This is a genomic window from Streptosporangium sp. NPDC053982 (genome assembly GCF_055585205.1).
Map to the genome: position 1 here is coordinate 34,512 of NZ_JBVJKQ010000011.1, position 20,593 is coordinate 55,104.

Sequence of the window (20,593 nt, forward strand, 5' to 3'; positions counted from 1 at the left end):
CCGCCGTCGCGTCCGCACGCATCGCTTCGGGGATGGAAAAACCGGGTCGGCGGCCACCGACCCGGCTGACACAAGCACTCCGCATCGCAGCCACGAAAAGGAGTAACCCATGCCTTTCCACCGTATCAACGGGCTTCACGGAATCAAGGCCTTCGTCCTCGACCTCGTCGACCGGGCCGACCGTGAACTGTGCATGGACCAGGACGAATGGGCGTACAGGCTCGGCTGGACCGTGACGAGGAAGGGGTTCGGCGCCCGGTCGTACCGGGACCCCCGCTTCGACCGGCTCGCGGCCGGCCGCGCCACCTCCGTGACCGAAGCCGGAAAGGCCCTCACCGGTGAGGTGACGGTCATCCCCGGAGGTGGCATCGGGATCGTGACGAAGCCCGGGGAGGTGGAGGACGATGTGGCCGCGTAACCCCCGCAACAACCCCCACCACCGGGGCGGGCCCGCGCCGTCCCCCGGCGGGGCGAATCCGCTCGTCCGTGCCTGGCGGTGGCGAACGGAGATCACCCTGGCGTGCGCCGCCCTCCTGACCGGCGTCGTCACGGCCACGGCCCTGGGGCGGGACGACTGGCGTCCCTTCCTCGTCGCGACCGGCGCCGTCTCGCTGGCCGTCGTCCTCCGGCCCGTCCGCGACCGGGTCGGCGCCCACCTGTGGTGCGTGGTCTCCCGGCACCGCATCCAGCGGGTGTGCCTGGAGACGGGCATGCACACGGCGGCGGGACGGATCCCCCTCATCCTGTGGATCACCCCGACGGCTCTCGGAGAGAAGGCGCTGATCCTCACCCGGGCCGGGATCTGCGCGGAGGACTTCGACGCCTTCGCCGGGGAACTGGAGTCGGCCTGCTTCGCCCGCCGGGTCGTCGTCGCCCGTCACCGCCGCCGGGCCGACCTGGTCACCCTCGAGATCATTCGCAGGGAGGGGACCACCCGGCCCGCCGTTCTCCTCGACCGGCTCTCCGGGCCGGCGAACTGGGCGCCCCCGCGGTCCGCCGGGGGCCGTGAGGAGGTACCCGATACCGTCTCCCCCGAGCCGCCCTTCGCCCCGCCACGTGAGGTCCCCCGGGCGGCGTGAACCGTACGGCCCGAAGCGGGCACGGGAGGTTCCCGGCGGTCGCGGCCGGATCCGCCGAGGTCGCCGGGGCCGGCCGCCGGATCGCCGGCCGGTGAGGCGGCGGCGCGCCGCCGGGGGCGGCGGCCGATCCGGCCACCTCCCGTTCCCGTCCGATCCGATGATCGTTCGGAAAAGCAGGATCCGCGCGCATTAGGCTTACGCGCGTGACCACCCCTCCAGAACAGGACCGTCTGCACGCTCAGCTCGCCTTCGCCATGGAGATCGACAAGCTCAGACGCATCGTGCGCCGCAACACCCTGATGGACGGGTCCCGGCGCGAGAACGACGCCGAGCACTCGTGGTACGTGGGCATGCTGGCGATGGTGCTGGCCGAGCACGCCCCACCGGGCATCGATCTGGACAGAGTCGTCGCGATGCTGCTCGTCCACGACATCGTCGAGATCGACGCCGGAGACACCTTCATCTACGACGCCTCCGCCGTGGAGGCCCAGCTCGACCTGGAACGCAAGGCCGCCGACCGGATCTTCGGACTGCTCCCGGACGACCAGGCCACGCGGCTGCGGGCACTGTGGGACGAGTTCGAGGAGCGCCGGACCCCCGAGGCCAAGTTCGCCAAGGCTCTCGACCGGATCGCCCCGATCCTGGCCAACCACCACAACGAGGGCGGCACCTGGTCGCTGTACAAGGTGACCGCCGAGCAGGTGCTGGAGAAGGTGAGGATCATCGAGGAGGGCTCGCCCACGCTCGGCGCCTACGCCACGGAGATCGTCGAGCTCTCGGTCAGCCGGGGACATCTGGCGCGTGCATAACGCCGTTCCCGGGTAGGTCCCTATCGCTTGGAAAGGGGACGATCGTGAAGGAAAACGTTAAAACGAACCGCCAGAGCTTCCGCAAGTTCGTTCCACCCGTCGACCTCGTCGGCAACGTGGAGCGCTCGACGAAGCTGGATCGCCCGATTCAGGCGGTGTCCAGGGCGGTGCGGCGGCGGCTCGGCCCCGGGTTCCTGCGCGACCTGCTGCACGGGGTTCCCACCGGCAAGCCCCTCCATCCACCGCTCACCGACGTCGCTCTGGGCTGCTGGATGTCGGCGTCGCTGCTGGACGTGACCGACGCCGACCCCCGGGCGTCCCGGACGCTGCTCGCGGCGGGCCTCGTGGCGTCCGTTCCCACGGCCGCGTCCGGGATCACCGACTGGTCGGCGCTCCACCGCGAGCAACAGCGGGTCGGGTTCGTTCACGCGCTGGCCAACGTGGCCGCGCTCACCCTCTACGCGGGCTCCCTGCTGCTGCGCGTGCGGGGCGACGAACGGCGCGGCCGGATGCTGTCGTTCGCCGGACTGGCCGTCGGCGGCGTGGGCGCCTACCTCGGCGGCCACATGTCGTACCGGCAGGCGGCCGGGGCCAACCACGCCGTGTCGGTCTCCCACCTGGTCCCGCTGGGCTGGCACGACCTGTGCGATCTCAAGGACCTGCCGGACGGCCGGCCGGTGACCCGGCGGCTGGGCTACATCGACCTGTTCGTGCTGCGCAGGGGCGAGGACGTCACCGTGCTCGCCGACCGCTGCTCGCACCTGGCCGGGCCGCTGCACCAGGGACGCGTGACGTCCGTGCAGGGCGCCGACTGCGTGGTGTGCCCCTGGCACGGCAGCACGTTCCGGCTGTCCGACGGCACGGTCATGCACGGCCCCGCCACCGCCCCGCAGCCGGCCTTCGAGTCGAGGCTGCGCCGCGACGGTGTGCTGCAGGTCCGCCCCATCCCGGCGTGACCCCGCTGTCCGGTCCCGCTGTCCGGTCCCACCGTCCCGGTTCCGGCTCCGCCGGTCCGGTTCGGCCGGATCGGTTCCGGCTCCGCCAGGCGCCGTTGCGCGGGCCCTCTTCGCCGGTCGACGAACCAGCGGGTTCGTGAAGAGGGCCCGCGCAACGGCGTCCACGGCTTCCGGCCCCCGGTCAGAACGCCCGGGGGCCCGCCGTCACTCCTCGTCGTCCGGCCGGCCGTCGGCGGGATGCTCGACGAGGGCGAGGACCCGGCTGGACATGAACCGCGCGGTGCGGACCGCCGTCCCGCTGCGGGTGACCTCGCTGACTTCGACCACGCCGCCCCGGCGATTGGCTATCTCGACCCGGCGGCCCGCCTTGGTCGCGACGACGTCGTAGGTGCGCGAGCTGTCGCCCGCATCGATGACGATCTCTACACGGTCGCCTTTCATGACCGTGTTGTTCCCGCAAGTGAGGGATTTTAGCCGTACACCAGTTTGACGATCGCCACGACGCCGACGCACACGATGAAGCCACGCAGCACCGGCGCCGGCAGCCGCCTGCCGACCTTCGCTCCGAGGAACCCGCCGATCGACGCGCCGACCGCCACCAGCGCGACGGCCCGCCAGTCCACCACGTCCCGCCCCGAGAACAGCGAGAACCCGATGAACAGAAGCGCCGCGGTGCCGTTGACCATCAGCGACAGGACGTTCTTGGCGGCGTTGACACGCTGCAGGCCGTCGTCGAGGAAGCTGCCGAGCAGCCCGATCAGCAGCACGCCCTGGGCGGCGCCGAAGTAGCCGCCGTAGACGCCGGCGGCGAGGACCCCGATCCACAGCAGGGGACCGCCGTGCGGGTGGGCGTGCTCGCGCCGGGCGGCCAGCAACCGGTTGAGCCTCGGCTGGAACACCACGAGCACGCAGGCCAGGCCGATCAGGACCGGCACGACCACGTCGAAGGTCTCGGCGGGCAGGAACAGCAGCAGGACGCTCCCGGCCAGCGCGCCCAGAGTCGAGGCGACCCCCAGCCGGAGCAGCCGCCCGCGCTGCCCTTCCAGCTCGGCGCGGTAGCCGAGCGCGCCGGTCAGCGTCCCCGGCACCAGGCCGATGTTGTTGGAGACGTTCGCCACGATCGGCGGCAACCCGACGGCCACCATGGTCGGAAACGTGATCAGCGATCCCGAGCCGACGACGGCGTTGATGCCGCCCGCCGCGACCCCCGCCGCCAGGACGGCGACTGCCTCCCACGGTGTCATCTGGCCCCTCCTCGGTCGTACGGCTCGCGCCCGGTGATCGGTGCACGGCCTCCACCGGATGCTAGGAGGGGAGCTCCGGTCAGCGGTCGGCGGGGTGGCCTCCGCCGCCCCGCGGCCGTAGCGGACACGGCCGGAGCGGCCCGGAAGCGGATGGAGAAGAGACTGAAAGCAGACGGAGGGGATGGGAGAAAGGCTCAGAAGAGCCGGTGGAGAGACTCAGAAGTCGTACGCGCGGGCGTACCAGCGGCCGTCGCGCCCTCGCTCCAGGTTGAGCGGGATGCCGAAGGTGCGGGAGAGGTTCTCGGCGGTCATCACGTGGTCGATCTCACCCTGGGCGACCACCGAGCCGTGCCGCAGCAGCAGCGCGTGGGTGAACCCGGCGGGCACCTCCTCCACATGATGGGTGACCAGCGCCATCGTCGGTGACTTCGGGTCCTGCGCGAGCGCCGACAGACGGCGGACGAGGTCCTCCCTGCCTCCCAGGTCGAGCCCGGCGGCCGGCTCGTCCAGCAGCAGCAGCTCGGGGTCCGGCATGAGCGCGCGGGCGATCTGCACCCGCTTGCGCTCGCCCTCCGACAGCGTGCCGAACCGGCGGCGGATCAGGTGGGCGCAGCCGAGCTGGTCGATCAGCTCGACGGCGCGGGTGACGTCGCCGGAGTCGTATTCCTCGTTCCAGCGACCGATGATCGCGTAGGAGGCGGTGAGGACGAGATCGATGACCTTCTCCTCCGGCGGCACCTTCTCGGCCAGCGCGGCGCTGGCCAGGCCGATGCGGGGACGCAGATCGAACACGTCGCTCTGCCCGAGGCGCTCCCCGAGGATCTCCACCACTCCCTCGGTGGGGAACAGCATCGCGCCGACGACCTGGAGCAGCGTCGTCTTACCCGCGCCGTTGGGACCGATGACGACCCACCGCTCGTCCTCGTGAACGGTCCATTCGATGTCTCGAAGCAGCGCCGCACCGTCCCTGCGCACGGTGACGTCCTGTAGCCGAAGCACCTGACCGCCCATGCCCCTACCCCTCCTAGAGAATCGCTGGAACAAAACCTATTGCAGGACAAGCGCATATCGTGGACCGGTGCACCCTGATTCACAGATCTCGGCCACCCTGGTCTGCTGGGGCAACGCCTGGCTGACGGGTCAGGTCGGCCTCGACGATGCCGTCGACCGCGTCGAGCGCCGTGGCGGACCCCAGCTCGTCGCCACCGAGACCGGCGACACCGGTCTGCGCGGCTTCCTCGCCGGCCTGCGGATGGACGGCATGAAGTCGCTGCGCCTGGCCCTCCCGGTACCGGGCGACCCGCTCGGACTCACCGGGCCGCCCCCTCTCAACTCCGCGGCCATCGAGGCCGGGCAGGCGGCGATCGCCGTCCTCCCCGGCCGGTGCGTCGGGCTGGTGCCCGCGTCCGACCGCCGCGGGTCATCGTACGCCGGGGTCCGCTGGAGCGCGCTCGCGGCCAGCGTCAACGCCCCGGACGTCCCCTCCCTGTCCGAGGCCGAGCACGCCCTGACCATGGCGATGCGCACGGCCACCGACACCCTGCTCGGTCTGGGAGGCCCCGTCCAGGGACAGCCACGGCCGAACACCGCCGACGGCGGCCTGGCTCCGGGTTACCCGGCCCGCGCCCACCGGGTCGCGGCCCTCGCCGCCCGGCTGGCCGCGGTGCTGCGGGTCACCGACGACCGGGGGCTCACCTCCGGCCAGATCGCCGCCCGCGGCGCCGCGCTGCGCGATCTCGACCGCGCCGTACGGCGGGCACGGGTGGCCGCCCACCACGCCATCACCGAACTCGTCTGACCCCGTTACGAGGCCACCGGCGGCAGCGTCGCCATGAGCCCACCCGGGGACGCGGTGTCTGGACCCGCTCGGAAACGCCGGTATCGGGACCCGCTCGGGGGCGCCGGTGTCTGGACTGAGGAACGCAGGAGCGAAGCGACGGAGTGACGAGGGAAGACACCGGGTAAGAGCCCCCGAGCCGCGACGCGCAGCGTCGCCATGAGCACCACCCCGAGCCGCGACGCGCAGCGTCGCCATGAGTTCAGCGGGCCTGACGGGACCGCCGCACCGGTCCGCAGCCCTCCTCGGGCTCGGCGAGGGGGCCGTCGAGGAGCCGCGTCAGCGCGTCGACGAACGCCTTCCGCTCCCCCTCGGGCACCGTGGCGAGCACCTCGGCGTGGACGCGATCGACGATCCTCGCGCCTTCGGCAACGATCCGCATGCCCTCCTCGGTGACCGAGATGATCCGGGCCCGGCGGTCGGTGCTCGACGGACGGCGCTCGGCGTATCCGGCCCTCTCCAGTTTGTCGATCGTCACGACCATCGTGGTCTTGTCGAGGTCTGCCAGCTCGGCGAGCTGGATCTGGGTGCGCTCGGCCTCGGCCGCGTGCCACAGGACGCACTGCTCGCGCGGGGTGATGCCGATCTCGGCGAGGGCCGCGGTCAACCGGGTCGTCAGCACGTGGCCGGCGTGCATGAGCATGCCGGTGAGGTCGCGAACGGTTCGCGGGGGCGCGCTCGTCGTCATACCGCTCGTCATGCTACGAGCCTAACAAATCGTTCCGCTGCGAGATGATCCCGCAGTGAAACAATCGGCGGGTCCGGTCGTCCGGCCGGGACGGAACGGGGATCAGGTGGAACGAGGCCCGGGGAGCGGAACGGACCGGCGCTCCTCTCCGGACCGCGGCGGACGTGATCCGACCGCTCAGGCCAGGCCGTGGCGGACACGATCCGACCGCTCGGACCAGACCATGACGGGATATCGGCCGTTCAGGCCAGGCCGTGGCGGACGGCGTAGAGGGCCGCCTGGGTCCTGTCCTGCACGCCCAGCTTCATCAGCACGTTGGAGACGTGGGTCTTCACGGTCTTCTCCGCCACCGCCAGCTCGCGGGCGATCTCCCGGTTGGACCGCCCCGAGGCGATCAGTGCGAGCACCTGACGCTCGCGACCGGTCAGCGGCGCCACCGGGCCCTCTCCCCGCCGGGGCGGGGAGGGCGCGGCCGGGTCCACCGGGACTGTCCGGAAGTCCTGGGACGTCTGGGGCCCCTGGGCCTGGGAGGCCGACAGCACCGCCCCGGCGGCCTCGGGGGCGAGCAGCACCTGGCCGCCGTGGACGGTCCGGATGGCCTGGACCAGCGTGCCGGGATCGACGTCCTTGTACAGGAATCCGGCCGCCCCTGCCCGTAGCGCGGGGGCGACGTCCTCCGGGTCTCCGACCGAGGTCAGCACCAGGACCCGCGGGACGTGCTCCCGCCCGGCGAGGCGTGCCAGCGTGCCGAGGCCGTCGAGGACCGGCATCCTCAGGTCGAGCAGCAGCACGTCCGGGGCGAGCGACTCCACCAGGGCGAGCGCCTCGGCGCCGTCTGCGGCCTCGCCCACCACGTCGAGGTCGTCCTGCAGATCCAGGAACGTGCGCAGGCCCTGCCGTACGACCGGGTGGTCGTCGGCGATCAGGACGCGGATCACGCGGGGACCTCCATCCGCACCAGCGTGCCGGCGTCCGGTCGCGACGTCACGCGCACGTCCCCGCCCAGGGCTCCGGCCCGCTCGCTCATCGAGGCGATGCCCAGTCCGCGTCCGGCGGCGGCCGCCACGTCGAACCCCCGCCCGTCGTCGCGCACCTCCAGGACCAGCCGGTCGCCCTCGCAGCCGAGCCGTACGGTGACCGTCCGGGCCTCCGCGTGCCGGGCGGCGTTGTGCAGCGCCTCCTGGGCGACGCGCAGCACGGCCGCCCCCGCCGCCGGCTCGAACTCGCACCCCGGCGCCTCCTCGAAGGAGAAGGCCGCCGGGTGCAGGCGATCCAGCAGCCGCACGTGCTTGCGCAGCGTCTCGGCCAGGCCGTGGCGGTCGAGGTCGGCCGGACGGAGCTCGATGATCACCTCGCGCAGCTCGGCCAGCGCCTCCCCGGCCATCCGCTCCACCCGCTCCAGTTCCCGCCGCGCCCGGCCGGGGTCGCGGTCCAGCAGGGAGTTCGCGGCCTGGGCGGTGAGACGGAGGGAGAACAGTTTCTGGGTCACCGCGTCGTGCAGTTCCCTGGCCATCCGGGTGCGCTCCTCGGCCAGGGCCAGCTCCCGGCTGCGCTCGTACAGGCGGGCGTTGGTCAGCGCGATCGCGGCGTGCGCGGCGAACAACGTGAGCAGCCGCTGGTCCGCCTCGGTGAAGCCGCCGCGGGTCCGCTTGTTCGACAGGAAGACGATGCCGAGCACCCGGTCGCCGTCGCGGATCGGCACCCCGAGGAAGTCCTTGAGCACCGGGTGGGCGCGCGGCCAGTACTCGAACCGGGCGTCCCTGCGGATGTCGGGGAGCCGGACGGGCGCCCCCTCGCGCAGCATCGCCCCCAGCATGCCGTGCTGGCGGGGCATCGGCCCGATCGCCTCCCACTGCTCGTCGGTGATGCCGTCGGCGACGAACTCGGCGAACGCCCCGTCGTCGTCGGGGACGCCGAGCGCGGCGTAGCGGGCGTCCAGCAGGCGGCGCGCCGACCGTACGATCACCTGCAGCACCTCCCGGACCGACAGGTGCCTGGTGACCGCGAGGACGGCGGAGCTCACCGCGTGCAGGACGTCATCGCGGTCCCTGTCCTGGTCCCGGTCCTCGTCTCCGGAGCCTCCGGCGCCCATCACGTCCACAGATGGAAACTCTAGACGTCCGTCCTGGTGAAGCGGCTGGGGCGGCGGTCCTAGGACCATCGGCCCGCGGGGTCCTGCGGCCGGTGGCCGATGTGCGGCGCGGGGCCGGTTCCTAGCGTCGGGGACATGACGAAGACAGCACTCATCACCGGCGCCTCCCGTGGGCTCGGGCTGGCACTGGCCCGCTCCCTGGCCGCCGACGGCTGGCGCCTCATCCTCACCGCGCGGGGAGAGGAGGCGCTGCGCTCCGCGGCCGGCGACCTCGGCGCCCTCGCCCTGGCCGGGGACGTCGCCGACCCGGCCCACCGGGAGCGGCTGGCCCGTGCCGCGGAGGACCACGGCGGGCTGGACCTGCTGGTCAACAACGCCTCGGGGCTGGGTGCGGTCCCGTTGCCACCGCTGTCCCGCTACCCGCTCGGGGAGCTTGAGGACCTGTTCCGGACCAACGTGCTGGCCCCGCTGGCACTGGTCCAGGCGGCGCTGCCGGGCCTGCGGGGGCGGCGCGGCGCGATCGTCAACATCACCTCCGACGCCGCCGTGGAGGCGTACGAGGGCTGGGGCGGCTACGGAGCCACCAAGGCGGCCCTGGAGCAGCTCTCCAACGTCCTGGCGGCCGAGGAGCCGGACGTCGCCGTCTGGTGGGTGGACCCGGGCGAGATGAGCACGGCCATGCTCTCCGACGCGGTCGGCGAACAGGAGGCGGCGGCGGCCTCCCCGCCGGAGACGGTGGTCCCCACGCTGCGGCGGCTGGTGGCGGAGCGTCCGCCGAGCGGGCGGGTGAGCCGCTCATGAGCGGCGCGCACGACATCGCGATCCCGGACGGACGCTCCGGCGACGCGGGCGACGTCACCCTCCCGGACGGCCACACCGGCGGCGCGCACGACGTCACGCTCCCGGACGGACTCCTCGGCGGCGCGCACGACTTCACCCTCCCCGACGGCCTGGAGGCCCATGAGCCGCCCGAGGCGCGAGGACTGGCCCGTGACGGTGTGCGACTGCTGGTCTCGCGGCGCGGCACCGGGGAGATCGGCCACCACAGGTTCACCGACCTGCCCCGCCTGCTGGAACCCGGTGACCTGCTGGTGGTCAACAACTCCGCCACGCTCCCGGCGGCGGTCCGGCTCGACCGGCTCGCGGTGCACTTCTCGACAGAATGCGAGGACGGGACCTGGCTGGTGGAGCTGCGCCGCCGTACGGGCCGGCCCGCCGGGAAGACGGCCGGCGGCACGAGAACGGCGGGCGGCGGTGGCGGCGGCGGGGCGGACGGTGGCGCGGCGAGCGGCGTGACGGTCCGGGCGGACCGCGGGACCGGCGCGAGCGAGCCGTACCCGGGCGGCGTGCCCGGCGAGTGGCTGCCGCTCCCCGGAGGGGCCACGCTGCACCTCCTGGAGCGACGGACGCCGCGCCTGTGGCGGGCCCGGCTGGACCGTGAGGTCCTCGGCTACCTGCGCCGGTACGGCGTGCCGATCCGCTACTCCTACGTGGGCCGGGACTGGCCGCTGACCGACTACCAGACGGTCTTCGCCCTGCGGCCCGGCAGCGCGGAGATGCCGAGCGCCGGACGGCCGTTCACCACCGCCCTGGTGACCGAGCTGGTGTCACGCGGGATCGGCGTCGCGCCGATCACCCTGCACACCGGGGTCGCCTCACCGGAGGCGGACGAACCGCCCTACCCGGAGAGGTTCGAGGTGCCGGAGACCACCGCGCGGCAGGTCGCGTCCGCGCGCGAGGCCGGGGGCAGGGTGATCGCGGTGGGCACGACCGTGGTGCGGGCGCTGGAGACGGCCGCCCTGCCAGGGGGCCTGATCGGGGCCGCGGACGGCTGGACCACCCACCTCGTCACCCCGCGGTCCGGGGTGAGGGTCGTGGACGGCCTGGTGACCGGCCTGCACGAGCCGCGCTCCAGCCACCTGCTGATGCTGTCCGCGCTCGCCGGTGACGAACTGCTCTCCCGGTCCTACGCGCAGGCCCTCGGGGCGGGCTACCTGTGGCACGAGTTCGGCGACCTGCACCTCATCATCCGCTGACGCCGTCTGAATCATCCGCATCCTCCGCCGGCGCCGTCGTCGTCCCGGCGCCCCGATCACCGCCGGCCGCGGCGGTCGTCCCCGGCCGCCTCCGGCCGGAAACGAATTCCCGGGAGCGGGGAAATCGCGGGCGCCCGGTCCGTCGTGACCGCCCGTCCGGCGCTGGGGCACGCCGTACGGTTCCGGCCTTGGAACGGTTCAGGCCCGGAAGGAAACGGCTGGTGAATGGGCCGGGGAATCGGCCTCCGGGGACCCGTAAGCCCAGGGACGACCGAGGTTCCGGCGCCCCGGCTGGCGTTCCGGGGTCCCGCCGGTTCACCGCGGATACACCAATGGGCCCCTTGGGTCTCCATATTCCATTCCCTATTTCCCGCAGAATGTGGTAAAAATCTTGGACTTTCACGGGGAACGTGCGATATCCCCGTTCCCCCCTCTACTGGGAGACGTTTAATGCGCCACCCGATCTCCAAGATCGTCACCCTCGCCGTGGCCGGCCCGCTCGCGGGCGCGATGCTGTTCGCCGCCCCCGCCACCGCGGCCACCGCGGCCTCCACCGCCCCCGCCGCGGCCTCCACCGTCTCCGTGGCCAAGCAGGCCGACGACCCGTTCTCGGTCTTCGCCGTCAAGGGCTCGGCCTCGGCGAAGGTCCGTCCCGGCGGGAAGATCACCTACACCCTCAAGGCCACCAACACCGGCCCCTACGAGTCCAAGGCCGGGGAGTACTACATCGTGGTGGGCGCCCCCAAGGGCGTCGACGTCACCGGCAAGTGGTCCTACTACGGTCCCAAGAAGAGCGCGTGCGCCAGCGAGGACCAGTTCGCCTTCTGCGCGGTCGACAAGACCATGAAGGTCGGGGACTCGGTCTCCTTCACCTTCGAGATGAAGGTCAAGAAGAGCGCCAAGGGCACGATGAAGACCACCCTCGGCGTTCTGGCCTTCGACGTGCCCAACGGCGCGGAGAACCTGAGCCGCGAGGAACTGGAGCGTCTCGGCGTCAAGAGCTGGCTCTACGGCAAGCGGCACAGCACGCGCGTCGTGCGCTGACCCGCGCCGCCGCGCGACGATCGGACAGGGAGGCCCCCGCCGGAAGGCGGGGGCCTTTCCGGTCGTAAGGCGGGGGGCGAACTCCAGGCGTCCGTATGGTGAACCGCATCCACGGCATTTTCCCCAGCCAAGTAGCGTAGATGGCGATGAACCAGCGCACGCTCCTGATCACGTTGACCGGGCCGGACCGGCCGGGCGTCACCTCCCGGCTCTTCTCCGTCCTCGCCGGCTTCCCCGTCGTCGTCGCCGACATCGAGCAGGTCGTCATCCGCAGCCGGCTCACCCTCGGCGTCCTCGTCGCCTACTCCGGAGGCCCGCCGACCGGCACCGGCGGCACTCTCGGCGCCATGTGGACCGCCGTGGAGGCCATCGCCGAGGACATGGGCCTCCACGTCGAGCTGACCACCGGCACCGACCCGCAGGAGAAGCGGCGGCGCGGGCGGCTGCACGTCACCGTCCTCGGCTCGCCCCTGCAACCCGCCGCGATGGCCGGCATCGCGGGCCGGATCGCCGCGGCCGGGGCCAACATCGACCGCATCGAGCGCCTGTCCAACTACCCGGTGACCAGCATCGAGCTGTCCGTCTCCGGCGCCGACCCGGACATGCTGCGAGCCAGCCTCGCCGCCGCCGCGCACGCGCACCAGGTGGACGTGGCCGTGCAGCGGACCGGCCTGTACCGCAGGGCCAAGCGGCTGATCGTGATGGACGTCGACTCCACCCTCATCCAGGACGAGGTGATCGAGCTGCTCGCGGCGCACGCGGGCTGCCTGCCGGAGGTCGCCAAGGTCACCGAGGAGGCGATGCGCGGCGAGATCGACTTCGCCGAGTCGCTGCGCCGACGGGTCGCGCTGCTGGCCGGCCTGCCCGAGTCGGTCTTCGAGACGGTCCGCAAGGAGCTGGTGCTCACCCCGGGCGCGCGGACGCTCGTGCGGACCCTCAAGCGGCTCGACTACCGGTTCGCGATCGTCAGCGGCGGGTTCACCCAGCTCACCGACGCCCTCGTCGAGGATCTCGGGATCGACTACTCCGCCGCCAACACCCTTGAGGTGACGGACGGCGTGCTGACCGGCCGGGTGGTCGGCGAGATCCTCGACCGCCCCGGCAAGGCGCGGGCGCTGGAGCGCTTCGCCCGGGAGGCGGGCATCCCGATCAGCCAGACCGTGGCCATCGGCGACGGCGCCAACGACCTGGACATGATCTCGGCGGCCGGCCTGGGCATCGCGTTCAACGCCAAGCCGGTGGTGCGCGAGGCCGCCGACGCCGCGGTCAACGTGCCCTACCTCGACTCGATCCTCTACCTGCTCGGCATCCCGCGCGCCGAGGTCGAGGCCGCCGACGCGGAGGACGGTGTCACCCCGCCGACGCCCTGAGCGCGGCCGGTCCCGCGGCCCTTCGGCACCGCCTCGGTGACCGCCGGGCGACGCCGTGCTTCCTCGGTGCCGGGCGATCGCGTGGCCCTTCAGCGCCGTCCCGGTGACCAGCGCCGGGCTTGCGGCTCCTCACCATCCCGGAGACCGGCGGCCGGTCCCGCGGCTCCTCAGCGCCGCGCTGGTGACCAGCGGGCGACCCCGCGGCCCTCGCCGAGCCCGATCCACTCGTCCTCGGTCTCGAGGACGGCGAACGTGCCGGGTGGGAAGCCGTCGCCGCCGTCCACGCCGGAGAGGCCCAGGACGAGTTCGTGGACGCCGGGGTTGTGGCCGACCAGCGCCAGCGTGCGGACCTCGGGATCACTCCGTCTGAGCAGTTCAAGAAGCTCATCCGGATAGGCCTCGTAGATGCCCGTCTCGAATCTGATGTCGGCGCCGGGCAGGGCCAGCTCCGCCGTCCGCCGGGTGCGCAGCGCGGGCGAGCACAACACCACCTCGGGGCGCAGCCCCAGATCGGTGAGCGCCTCGCCCGCCCCGCGGGCGTCGTGCTCGCCGCGCGCCGTCAGCGGACGATCACGGTCTGCCAGGCCGGGGACGGTGGCGGCCTCGGCGTGCCTGAGGACGACCAGCGTGCGCGGCGTCACCCCGACGCCCAGACGGCGAGCCCGACGATCACCGCGAACACCACGGCCATCCCCAGCAGGATGAGCAGGAGCGTCTTGCCTCCGGAGGGCTGCTGTTCCATCAGATCCGCCGTTCCGTGAGGTCCGGAGAGAGGGGCGCCGGGCGGGTCCGGCGCGTCCGCGTCCCCGCCGCGGTCCACGGGTCCGGAAGGGATCGGGCCGGCTCGCCGCCCGGCCCGCCCGGGGCCTGGCCACCGCCCGCCGCGTGAAGTGGAGAAGTCACGTGGTCCAGTTTCCCACCGCACCACCTCGCACACGTGAAAGGGGTGCGCCGCTCCGGCGCACCCCCTCGTGAGCTTCACGGACCTCGCCGGCCGTACCCGGTCCGGCCCTCGCGGGCCGTACCGATTCGCCGGTCCGTGCTCGTGAGCCGTACCGATTCACCGGTCCGGCCCTCGCGGACCGTGCCCGATCCGCCCGCCGTACCCGGTCCTGCCCCGGCTCCGCCCGCCTTCCGAGGGCGGAGCCGGCAGGCCGTCCTCAGTGCGAGATCTGCTCCGGCTCCGGCTCCCGGTCGGCGGGCCGGTCCTCCGCCGGGGCGATGCTCGCCGACCGGCGCTTGGAGATCACCACCACGCCGACGACGACGGCGACCGCGGCCAGGCTGGCGCCGATCCGCAGCGCCGGGTTGTCAGCGTAGGTCACCACCGCCGGCGCGATGAGCAGGGCGACCAGGTTCATCACCTTGATCAGCGGGTTGATCGCCGGACCGGCGGTGTCCTTGAACGGGTCGCCGACGGTGTCGCCGATGACGGTCGCCGCGTGCGCCTCGGAACCCTTGCCGCCGTGGTGGCCGTCCTCGACGAGCTTCTTGGCGTTGTCCCAGGCGCCGCCGGAGTTGGCGAGGAAGACCGCCATCAGGGTGCCGCAGGCGATGGCCCCGGCCAGGAAGGCGCCGAGGGAGGCGTACCCGAGGGCGAAGCCGACCGCGATGGGGGTGAGCACGGCGAGCAGACCCGGCGTGGCCAGCTCCCGCAGCGAGTCGCGGGTGCAGATGTCGACCACCCTGCCGTAGTCGGGCAGCTCCGTGCCGGCCATGATGCCCGGCTTGGTACGGAACTGCTCGCGCACCTCGAAGACGACCCGCCCGGCCGCGCGGCCGACCGCCATGATGGCCATGCCGGAGAACAGGAAGACCACCGAGGCACCGATGATCAGACCGACCAGGACGTTCGGGGAGTCGACGCTGAGGCTGAAGACCTTGAAGTTGCCCAGCGCCGCCTGCACGCCCGCCGACGCCTTGGCCAGCTCCGTCTCGACCGACGTACGGAACGCGCCGAACAGCGCGGTCGCGGCGAGCACCGCCGTGGCGATCGCGATGCCCTTGGTGATGGCCTTGGTGGTGTTGCCCACGGCGTCCAGCGACGTGAGCACCTGGGCGCCCTCCCCCTCGACGTCGCCGGACATCTCGGCGATGCCCTGGGCGTTGTCGGAGACCGGTCCGAAGGTGTCCATGGACACGATCACACCGACCGTGGTCAGCAGGCCGGTCCCGGCCAGCGCCACGGCGAACAGGGCGATGGTGACGTTGCCGAAGCCGAGCAGGAACGCGCCGTAGACGGCGGCGCCGATGATCAGCGCCGAGTAGACCGCCGACTCCAGGCCCACGCTGATGCCGGACAGGATGACCGTGGCGGGACCGGTGCGCGAGCTCTCGCCGATGTCCCGCACCGGGCGGCGGTTCGTCTCGGTGAAGTAGCCGGTGAGGACCTGGATCGCGCTGGCCAGCACCAGGCCGATGAGCACCGCGCCGATCGCGATCAGGCGGGGGTCGGAGGTGACGGAGGCGATCTGCGGGCTCACCCCGGACAGCTCGGAGAAGCTGCCCGGCAGGTAGACGAAGGCGGCCACGGCGACGAGCACCGCCGAGATGATCGCCGAGATGAAGAAGCCGCGGTTGATCGCGCTCATGCCGGAACGGTCGCCGTTCCGCGGGGCGGTGGTGAAGATGCCGATGATCGCCGTGATGACGCCGACCATCGGGACGATCAGGGGGAAGACCAGTCCTTCGGTGCCGAAGGCGACCTTGCCCAGGATGAGGCTGGCGACGAGCATGACCGCGTACGACTCGAACAGGTCGGCTGCCATGCCCGCGCAGTCACCGACGTTGTCGCCGACGTTGTCGGCGATGGTGGCGGCGTTGCGCGGGTCGTCCTCGGGGATGCCCTGCTCGACCTTGCCGACCAGGTCGGCGCCGACGTCGGCCGCCTTGGTGAAGATGCCGCCGCCGACCCGCATGAACATGGCGAGCAGCGCGGCGCCGAAGCCGAAGCCCTCCAGCACCGCGGGCGCGTCGCCCCGGTAGATCAGGACCACGATGGCCGCGCCGAGCAGGCCGAGGCCGACCGTGATCATGCCGGCCACGCCGCCGGTGCGGAAGGCGATCCGCATCGCGCGCTTCTCACCCGACTCGCGGGCCGCCGCGGCGACGCGGACGTTGCCGCGAACCGCCAGCCACATTCCGATGAAGCCGGTCAGCGCGGAGAACACGGCGCCGATGACGAAGAAGACCGACCGGCCGATGGCCGCGCCGGTCGAGGGGGCGGGAAGGAGGTACAGCAGGAAGGGGATCAGAACGACGAAGACGGCGAGCGTCCGGAACTGCCGCGCCAGATAGGCGGAGGCACCCTGCTGTACGGCTCGCGCGATGTTCTGCATGCGTTCGGTGCCCTGGCCGGCGGCCAGCACCTCCCGCACCAGGACACCCGCTACGGCGAGCGCCAGCAGGGCCACGACGGCCACGACGATCACTATGGTGAAATGGGAACCGCTCAGGGATACCGCTGGCTCATCGGCAACGGCTGATCGAAGCACAGACATCCGACTCTCCTCGGCAAGACGGGTTCACGTCCTGCCCGGAGTGCGCCGCCGTGGATGGTCGACAGAAGCGGCACACATCCGGGTATTGGCAGTGCCGCTTCCGGTTGCGTCCGCAGACCTCCTCCGGGGGCCGGACCCGCTGACGGGCCGGTCCGAAGGACAAACCTTGGCCGGTCCAGGGAGTCTACGCAGCGTGGCTGCGGATATAAAGCCTCCGCGCACGGTGAATTGACAGCGTGTTTGGCCGAACCTTGTCAAGGAGCCCGCTGACGAGGCCGATTCGTCTCACATGGTGAGCCCGAAACCAGATTTCAAGCATGTTTCGGTCTTCGGGGGCCAAAATTATGCTTTGGCCGAAAATGAGAGACCAGGAACGTGGGCGGCCGGGTGCCCCGGTGAGGCACCCGGCTACCGGAATCCGTGAACGTCGGATCGGGTCTGCCCCGGCGACCACCGGGCCAGACCCGGGTCGGACCCGGATCAGACTCGGGGCAGGCCGTTGGGCGCCGCGGGCCAGCTCATGCGGATGCGCATGCCCTTGGGGCTCGGATAGACCTGGACATCGTCCGCGAGCCCCGCGATGACCGCGATGCCGAAGCCGGACATCAGGGTGTCGGGGAGCTGCCCGAGCGGATCGTCGATCCGTAACATCCCGCGATCATGCTCCGACTCGTCGCTGGGGGCCGAGTCGGTGACGGTCACCTCGAAACGCCCCAGGTCGTCGGAGAGCTCGATGCGGATCGGCTCCCCCGGACAGTGAAGGCGGTGTGCCTCGACGGCCCGGGAGCACGCCTCACCGACGGCGAGCCGTACCTCGTCCAGCACCGACTCCTCCACCCCGGTGCGCCTGGCGATCGCGGTGGCGACCAGGCGTGCCGTTCGGACATGGGCGGGAAGAGCGCTGAACGTCAGCTCGACAGTGGCCATGACTACTTGTCTCGGCCGTGAGCTTCCTTGGCCTCATCGACCGAGGCGTAGATCCCGAACACCTTGGTCAGGCCGGTGATCCGGAAGATCTTCAAGATGCGCTCCTGGGTGCAGACCAGCTCCAGCGAGCCGTCGTGCGCCCGAACTCGCTTGAGCCCGCCGACCAGGACCCCGAGGCCCGTGGAGTCGAGGAAGTCGACCTTCTCCATGTTGACCAGGAGGTGGAAGTTTCCCTTGTTGACCAGGTCGATCAGGAGCTCACGCAATCTGGGCGCGGTGTAGACATCGATCTCACCCTCGACCTCAACGATGGTGAGACGATCCTCGGAATGGTGGTCCAACTTCAGATCCACAGATCCTCCAGCGCCTTGCCTGCGAAAGTACCGATTCAGGCGTGACTCCCCGGGGCCGGACGGCCCCAGACGACAAGCCCTGACGCGCGGCATTCAACCATGCGTACGCTCAGTGTCTATACGAAATCACGATTCCCGGCGACTCTGCCCACAGATGCCAGACTGGAAACCAGTGACTCCGCTCTCATCTTCGCCGCTCCGGGCGGGCTCCGCGCTCGCCCGCCTGCTCGACGTTCCCGCACGTCGTGCCCGCGTGACCCACGTCGAGCACGTCCCTCCGCGCCCCGCCGTACCGCTGAGCTGGCCGGATTGGGTGGACGAACGTCTGGTTACGCGCTGGGCGAACCTGGGCGTCACCGGCCTGTGGCGACACCAGATCGAGGTGGCCGAACTGGTCCGCGGCGGGCAAAACGTGATCATTGCCACAGGAACCGCCTCGGGCAAGACCCTCTCCTATCTCGTTCCGGCCGTCTCCGAGGTGCTCGACGGCGGCACGGTGCTCTACCTGACGCCGACCAAGGCGCTGGCCGCCGACCAGCTGCGCACGCTGACCGAGCTCGACCCGCCGGAGCTGCGCGCGGCCACCTTCGACGGTGACACCTCGTTCGAGGAACGGGCGTGGGCCCGCCGGCACGCCAACTACCTCCTCACCAACCCCGACATGCTCCACCGCACCCTGCTGCCCCGGCACGCCCAGTGGTCGGCCTTCTGGCGGCGGCTGAGGGTGGTCGTGATCGACGAATGCCACGGCTATCGGGGCGTGTTCGGCTCACACGTGGCGCAGATCCTGCGCCGGCTGCGGCGGGTGTGTGCCAGGTACGGCTCCCGCCCGGTCTTCCTGCTCTCCTCGGCCACCGCCAGCGAGCCCGGCGCCTTCGCCACACGCCTGACCGGCCTGCGCGCCGAGGAGGTGACCGCCGACGCCTCTCCCCGGGGCACCACCACCTTCGCCCTGTGGGAGCCGCCCCTGACCGAACTGCGCGGTGAGGGCGGCGCCCCCGTGCGCCGTCCCGCAACGATGGAGAGCGCCGAACTCCTCGCCGACCTGGTCGCCGGAGGCGTCCGCACCCTGGCCTTCGTCCGCTCGCGCCGCGCCGCCGAGTCGGTGGCCCTCACCACCCGGGCGAGGCTGGAGGACCTGGCCGCCGACGCGGGAAGGCCCGTCCACGAAGTGGAGAGATACGCCGACGGCGCGGGATCCACCGGCGGCGCGGGATCCACCGGCGGCGACGGGAGGCTCGCCGGTCTCCCGGACAAGGTGGCCGCCTACCGGGCCGGGTATCTCGCCGACGACCGACGGAGGCTGGAGCGGGCGTTCCGGTCCGGTGAGCTGCTGGGGCTGGCCACGACCAACGCGCTGGAACTCGGCGTCGACGTGTCCGGACTGGACGCCGTGCTCATCGCGGGCTGGCCGGGCACCCGAGCCTCCCTCTGGCAGCAGGCCGGCCGGGCGGGCCGGGACGGACAGGACGCCCTGGCTGTGCTCATCGCCAGGGACGACCCCCTGGACACCTATCTGGTCCACCACCCCGAGGCCCTCTTCGGCCGGCCCGTCGAGGCGATCGTGCTGGATCCCGAGAACCCCTACGTGCTGGGCCCGCACCTGTGCGCCGCCGCGGCCGAGATCCCGCTCACCCCCGACGACCTGGAGACCTTCGGCCCGTCCGCCAAGGAGGTGCTCGCCGGCCTCGTCGAGGACGGACTCCTCCGCCAGCGCACCACCGGATGGTTCTGGACCAAGCGGGAACGGGCCACCGACCTCGCCGACATCCGGGGAGCCGGCGGATCGCCGATCCAGGTCGTGGAGGCATCCACCGGGCGGCTGCTCGGCACCGTGGACGAACCCTCGGCCCACACGACCGTGCACGCCGGCGCCGTGTACGTCCACCAGGGGGAGACGTTCCTGGTGGAGGAGCTCGACCTGGACGCCGGGGTGGCCCTCGTGGAGACGGGAACACCGGACTACACGACCTTCGCCCGGGACGTCACCGAGATCTCCATCCTCGAGTCACTGCGTTCACGGCCCCTGGGCCCGGGAGAGCTCCACTTCGGCTCGGTGGAGGTCACCCGCCAGGTCGTGTCGTATCTCAAACGCCGCACCCAGAGCGGTGAACTCCTCGGGGACGAGGACCTCGACCTGCCGCCGCGCACCCTGCGTACCCGGGCGGTCTGGTGGACGCTGCCCGCCTCCGTGGTCACCCCCCTGGCCGAGGAGGGCCTGGACCTGGGCGGGGCCGCGCACGCCGCGGAGCACGCGTCCATCGGACTGCTGCCGCTCTTCGCCACCTGCGACCGCTGGGACATCGGCGGGGTCTCCACCGAGTCGCACCCCGACACCGGCCTGCTCACGGTCTTCGTCTACGACGGTCACGAAGGCGGCGCCGGCTTCGCCGAGCGCGGCTACGCCCGGGCCCTCGACTGGCTCACGGCCACCCGCGAGGCCATCGCCTCCTGCGAGTGCGACCACGGCTGCCCCTCGTGCATCCAGTCACCCAAGTGCGGCAACGGAAACGAACCTCTGGACAAGGCCGGCGCGCTCCGGCTCCTCGCCGTCCTGCTCTCCCTCGGGACAGGTTCCTAGGTCCTGTTCCGTGGGTCCTCACCACGGAACAGGACCCTCGGGACAGGTCCCGGTGCGATGGGGGAGCCGGACGGCCG

The 20,593-nt window shown here is 71.9% G+C and carries 20 protein-coding genes; 10 read left to right on the forward strand and 10 right to left on the reverse strand.

The features are described from left to right. The first annotated feature begins 109 nt into the window (after positions 1–109). The 4 genes from ACZ6W9_RS20840 to ACZ6W9_RS20855 all read left to right on the forward strand — a co-directional run bounded on the left by ACZ6W9_RS20840 (position 110) and on the right by ACZ6W9_RS20855 (position 2,844). Positions 110–418, forward strand: coding sequence for a hypothetical protein (locus ACZ6W9_RS20840; protein ID WP_389966597.1), 309 nt, complete (start codon positions 110–112; stop codon positions 416–418). Continuing rightward, positions 405–1,079 (forward strand): hypothetical protein, encoded by a 675-nt coding sequence (locus tag ACZ6W9_RS20845; protein WP_470119136.1) that lies wholly within the window; start codon positions 405–407, stop codon positions 1,077–1,079. Before ACZ6W9_RS20840 ends, ACZ6W9_RS20845 begins: the two co-directional genes overlap by 14 nt. 254 nt (positions 1,080–1,333) lie before the next feature. Then, a complete protein-coding gene (locus ACZ6W9_RS20850) occupies positions 1,334–1,888 on the forward strand; it encodes an HD domain-containing protein (RefSeq protein WP_362938940.1) in 555 nt (184 codons plus the stop codon). Between the two features lie 44 nt (positions 1,889–1,932). Then, a complete protein-coding gene (locus tag ACZ6W9_RS20855; protein WP_362938910.1) occupies positions 1,933–2,844 on the forward strand; it encodes a Rieske (2Fe-2S) protein in 912 nt (303 codons plus the stop codon). Between the two features lie 204 nt (positions 2,845–3,048). Here the strand turns inward: ACZ6W9_RS20855 and ACZ6W9_RS20860 are convergent, their stop codons facing one another. The 3 genes from ACZ6W9_RS20860 to ACZ6W9_RS20870 form a co-directional block, all read right to left on the reverse strand. Further along, on the reverse strand, positions 3,049–3,285 hold the full coding sequence (locus ACZ6W9_RS20860) for a hypothetical protein (protein WP_389966603.1): 237 nt from the start codon (positions 3,283–3,285) through the stop codon (positions 3,049–3,051). Between the two features lie 29 nt (positions 3,286–3,314). Next, entirely contained in the window at positions 3,315–4,088 is a 774-nt protein-coding gene (locus ACZ6W9_RS20865; RefSeq protein WP_389966606.1) for a sulfite exporter TauE/SafE family protein, read from the reverse strand. 216 nt (positions 4,089–4,304) lie between these two features. Next, positions 4,305–5,099: an ABC transporter ATP-binding protein gene (locus ACZ6W9_RS20870; RefSeq protein WP_389966609.1), complete on the reverse strand. Its 795-nt coding sequence runs from the start codon at positions 5,097–5,099 to the stop codon at positions 4,305–4,307. A gap of 67 nt (positions 5,100–5,166) precedes the next feature. On the opposite strand from ACZ6W9_RS20870, the gene ACZ6W9_RS20875 reads away from it, so the two are divergent. After that, complete coding sequence (locus ACZ6W9_RS20875) at positions 5,167–5,886, forward strand: hypothetical protein (protein ID WP_389966612.1); 720 nt, start codon at positions 5,167–5,169, stop codon at positions 5,884–5,886. A 241-nt stretch (positions 5,887–6,127) separates the two neighbouring features. Here ACZ6W9_RS20875 and ACZ6W9_RS20880 read toward each other — a convergent pair whose 3' ends face one another. The 3 genes from ACZ6W9_RS20880 to ACZ6W9_RS20890 all read right to left on the reverse strand — a co-directional run bounded on the left by ACZ6W9_RS20880 (position 6,128) and on the right by ACZ6W9_RS20890 (position 8,705). Beyond that, positions 6,128–6,625, reverse strand: a complete 498-nt coding sequence (locus ACZ6W9_RS20880; RefSeq protein WP_389966615.1) for a MarR family winged helix-turn-helix transcriptional regulator — start codon at positions 6,623–6,625, stop codon at positions 6,128–6,130. A gap of 230 nt (positions 6,626–6,855) precedes the next feature. Continuing rightward, the gene (locus ACZ6W9_RS20885) at positions 6,856–7,551 is read right to left on the reverse strand and encodes a response regulator (RefSeq protein ID WP_389966618.1); all 696 of its coding nucleotides are present in this window, start codon (positions 7,549–7,551) and stop codon (positions 6,856–6,858) included. After that, the gene (locus tag ACZ6W9_RS20890; protein WP_470119432.1) at positions 7,548–8,705 is read right to left on the reverse strand and encodes a GAF domain-containing sensor histidine kinase; all 1,158 of its coding nucleotides are present in this window, start codon (positions 8,703–8,705) and stop codon (positions 7,548–7,550) included. Before ACZ6W9_RS20890 ends, ACZ6W9_RS20885 begins: the two co-directional genes overlap by 4 nt. A 135-nt stretch (positions 8,706–8,840) precedes the next feature. Between ACZ6W9_RS20890 and ACZ6W9_RS20895 the strand changes: the two genes are divergently transcribed. The 4 genes from ACZ6W9_RS20895 (at position 8,841) to serB (ending at position 13,155) form a co-directional block, all read left to right on the forward strand. Then, positions 8,841–9,506 (forward strand): SDR family NAD(P)-dependent oxidoreductase, encoded by a 666-nt coding sequence (locus ACZ6W9_RS20895; RefSeq protein ID WP_470119140.1) that lies wholly within the window; start codon positions 8,841–8,843, stop codon positions 9,504–9,506. Continuing rightward, a complete protein-coding gene (locus tag ACZ6W9_RS20900) occupies positions 9,503–10,741 on the forward strand; it encodes an S-adenosylmethionine:tRNA ribosyltransferase-isomerase (protein WP_470119142.1) in 1,239 nt (412 codons plus the stop codon). The genes ACZ6W9_RS20895 and ACZ6W9_RS20900 overlap by 4 nt, the downstream gene beginning before the upstream one ends. A 450-nt stretch (positions 10,742–11,191) precedes the next feature. Then, positions 11,192–11,785 carry a hypothetical protein gene (locus tag ACZ6W9_RS20905; RefSeq protein WP_389966627.1) on the forward strand — a complete coding sequence of 198 codons (594 nt, stop codon included), beginning with the start codon at positions 11,192–11,194 and terminating at the stop codon, positions 11,783–11,785. 146 nt (positions 11,786–11,931) lie between these two features. After that, a complete protein-coding gene (gene serB, locus ACZ6W9_RS20910; RefSeq protein ID WP_362941154.1) occupies positions 11,932–13,155 on the forward strand; it encodes a phosphoserine phosphatase SerB in 1,224 nt (407 codons plus the stop codon). A gap of 167 nt (positions 13,156–13,322) precedes the next feature. Here serB and ACZ6W9_RS20915 read toward each other — a convergent pair whose 3' ends face one another. The 4 genes from ACZ6W9_RS20915 to ACZ6W9_RS20930 all read right to left on the reverse strand — a co-directional run bounded on the left by ACZ6W9_RS20915 (position 13,323) and on the right by ACZ6W9_RS20930 (position 17,935). Then, positions 13,323–13,796, reverse strand: a complete 474-nt coding sequence (locus ACZ6W9_RS20915; RefSeq protein WP_389966631.1) for a SixA phosphatase family protein — start codon at positions 13,794–13,796, stop codon at positions 13,323–13,325. Positions 13,797–14,315: 519 nt separating this feature from the next. Continuing rightward, positions 14,316–16,655 (reverse strand): sodium-translocating pyrophosphatase, encoded by a 2,340-nt coding sequence (locus ACZ6W9_RS20920; RefSeq protein ID WP_389966634.1) that lies wholly within the window; start codon positions 16,653–16,655, stop codon positions 14,316–14,318. 480 nt (positions 16,656–17,135) lie between these two features. Then, positions 17,136–17,582: an ATP-binding protein gene (locus tag ACZ6W9_RS20925; RefSeq protein WP_389966637.1), complete on the reverse strand. Its 447-nt coding sequence runs from the start codon at positions 17,580–17,582 to the stop codon at positions 17,136–17,138. 2 nt (positions 17,583–17,584) lie between these two features. Then, positions 17,585–17,935: an STAS domain-containing protein gene (locus tag ACZ6W9_RS20930; protein WP_030916965.1), complete on the reverse strand. Its 351-nt coding sequence runs from the start codon at positions 17,933–17,935 to the stop codon at positions 17,585–17,587. Between the two features lie 253 nt (positions 17,936–18,188). On the opposite strand from ACZ6W9_RS20930, the gene ACZ6W9_RS20935 reads away from it, so the two are divergent. Continuing rightward, on the forward strand, positions 18,189–20,516 hold the full coding sequence (locus ACZ6W9_RS20935; protein ID WP_470119146.1) for a DEAD/DEAH box helicase: 2,328 nt from the start codon (positions 18,189–18,191) through the stop codon (positions 20,514–20,516). Positions 20,517–20,593 lie beyond the last annotated feature (77 nt).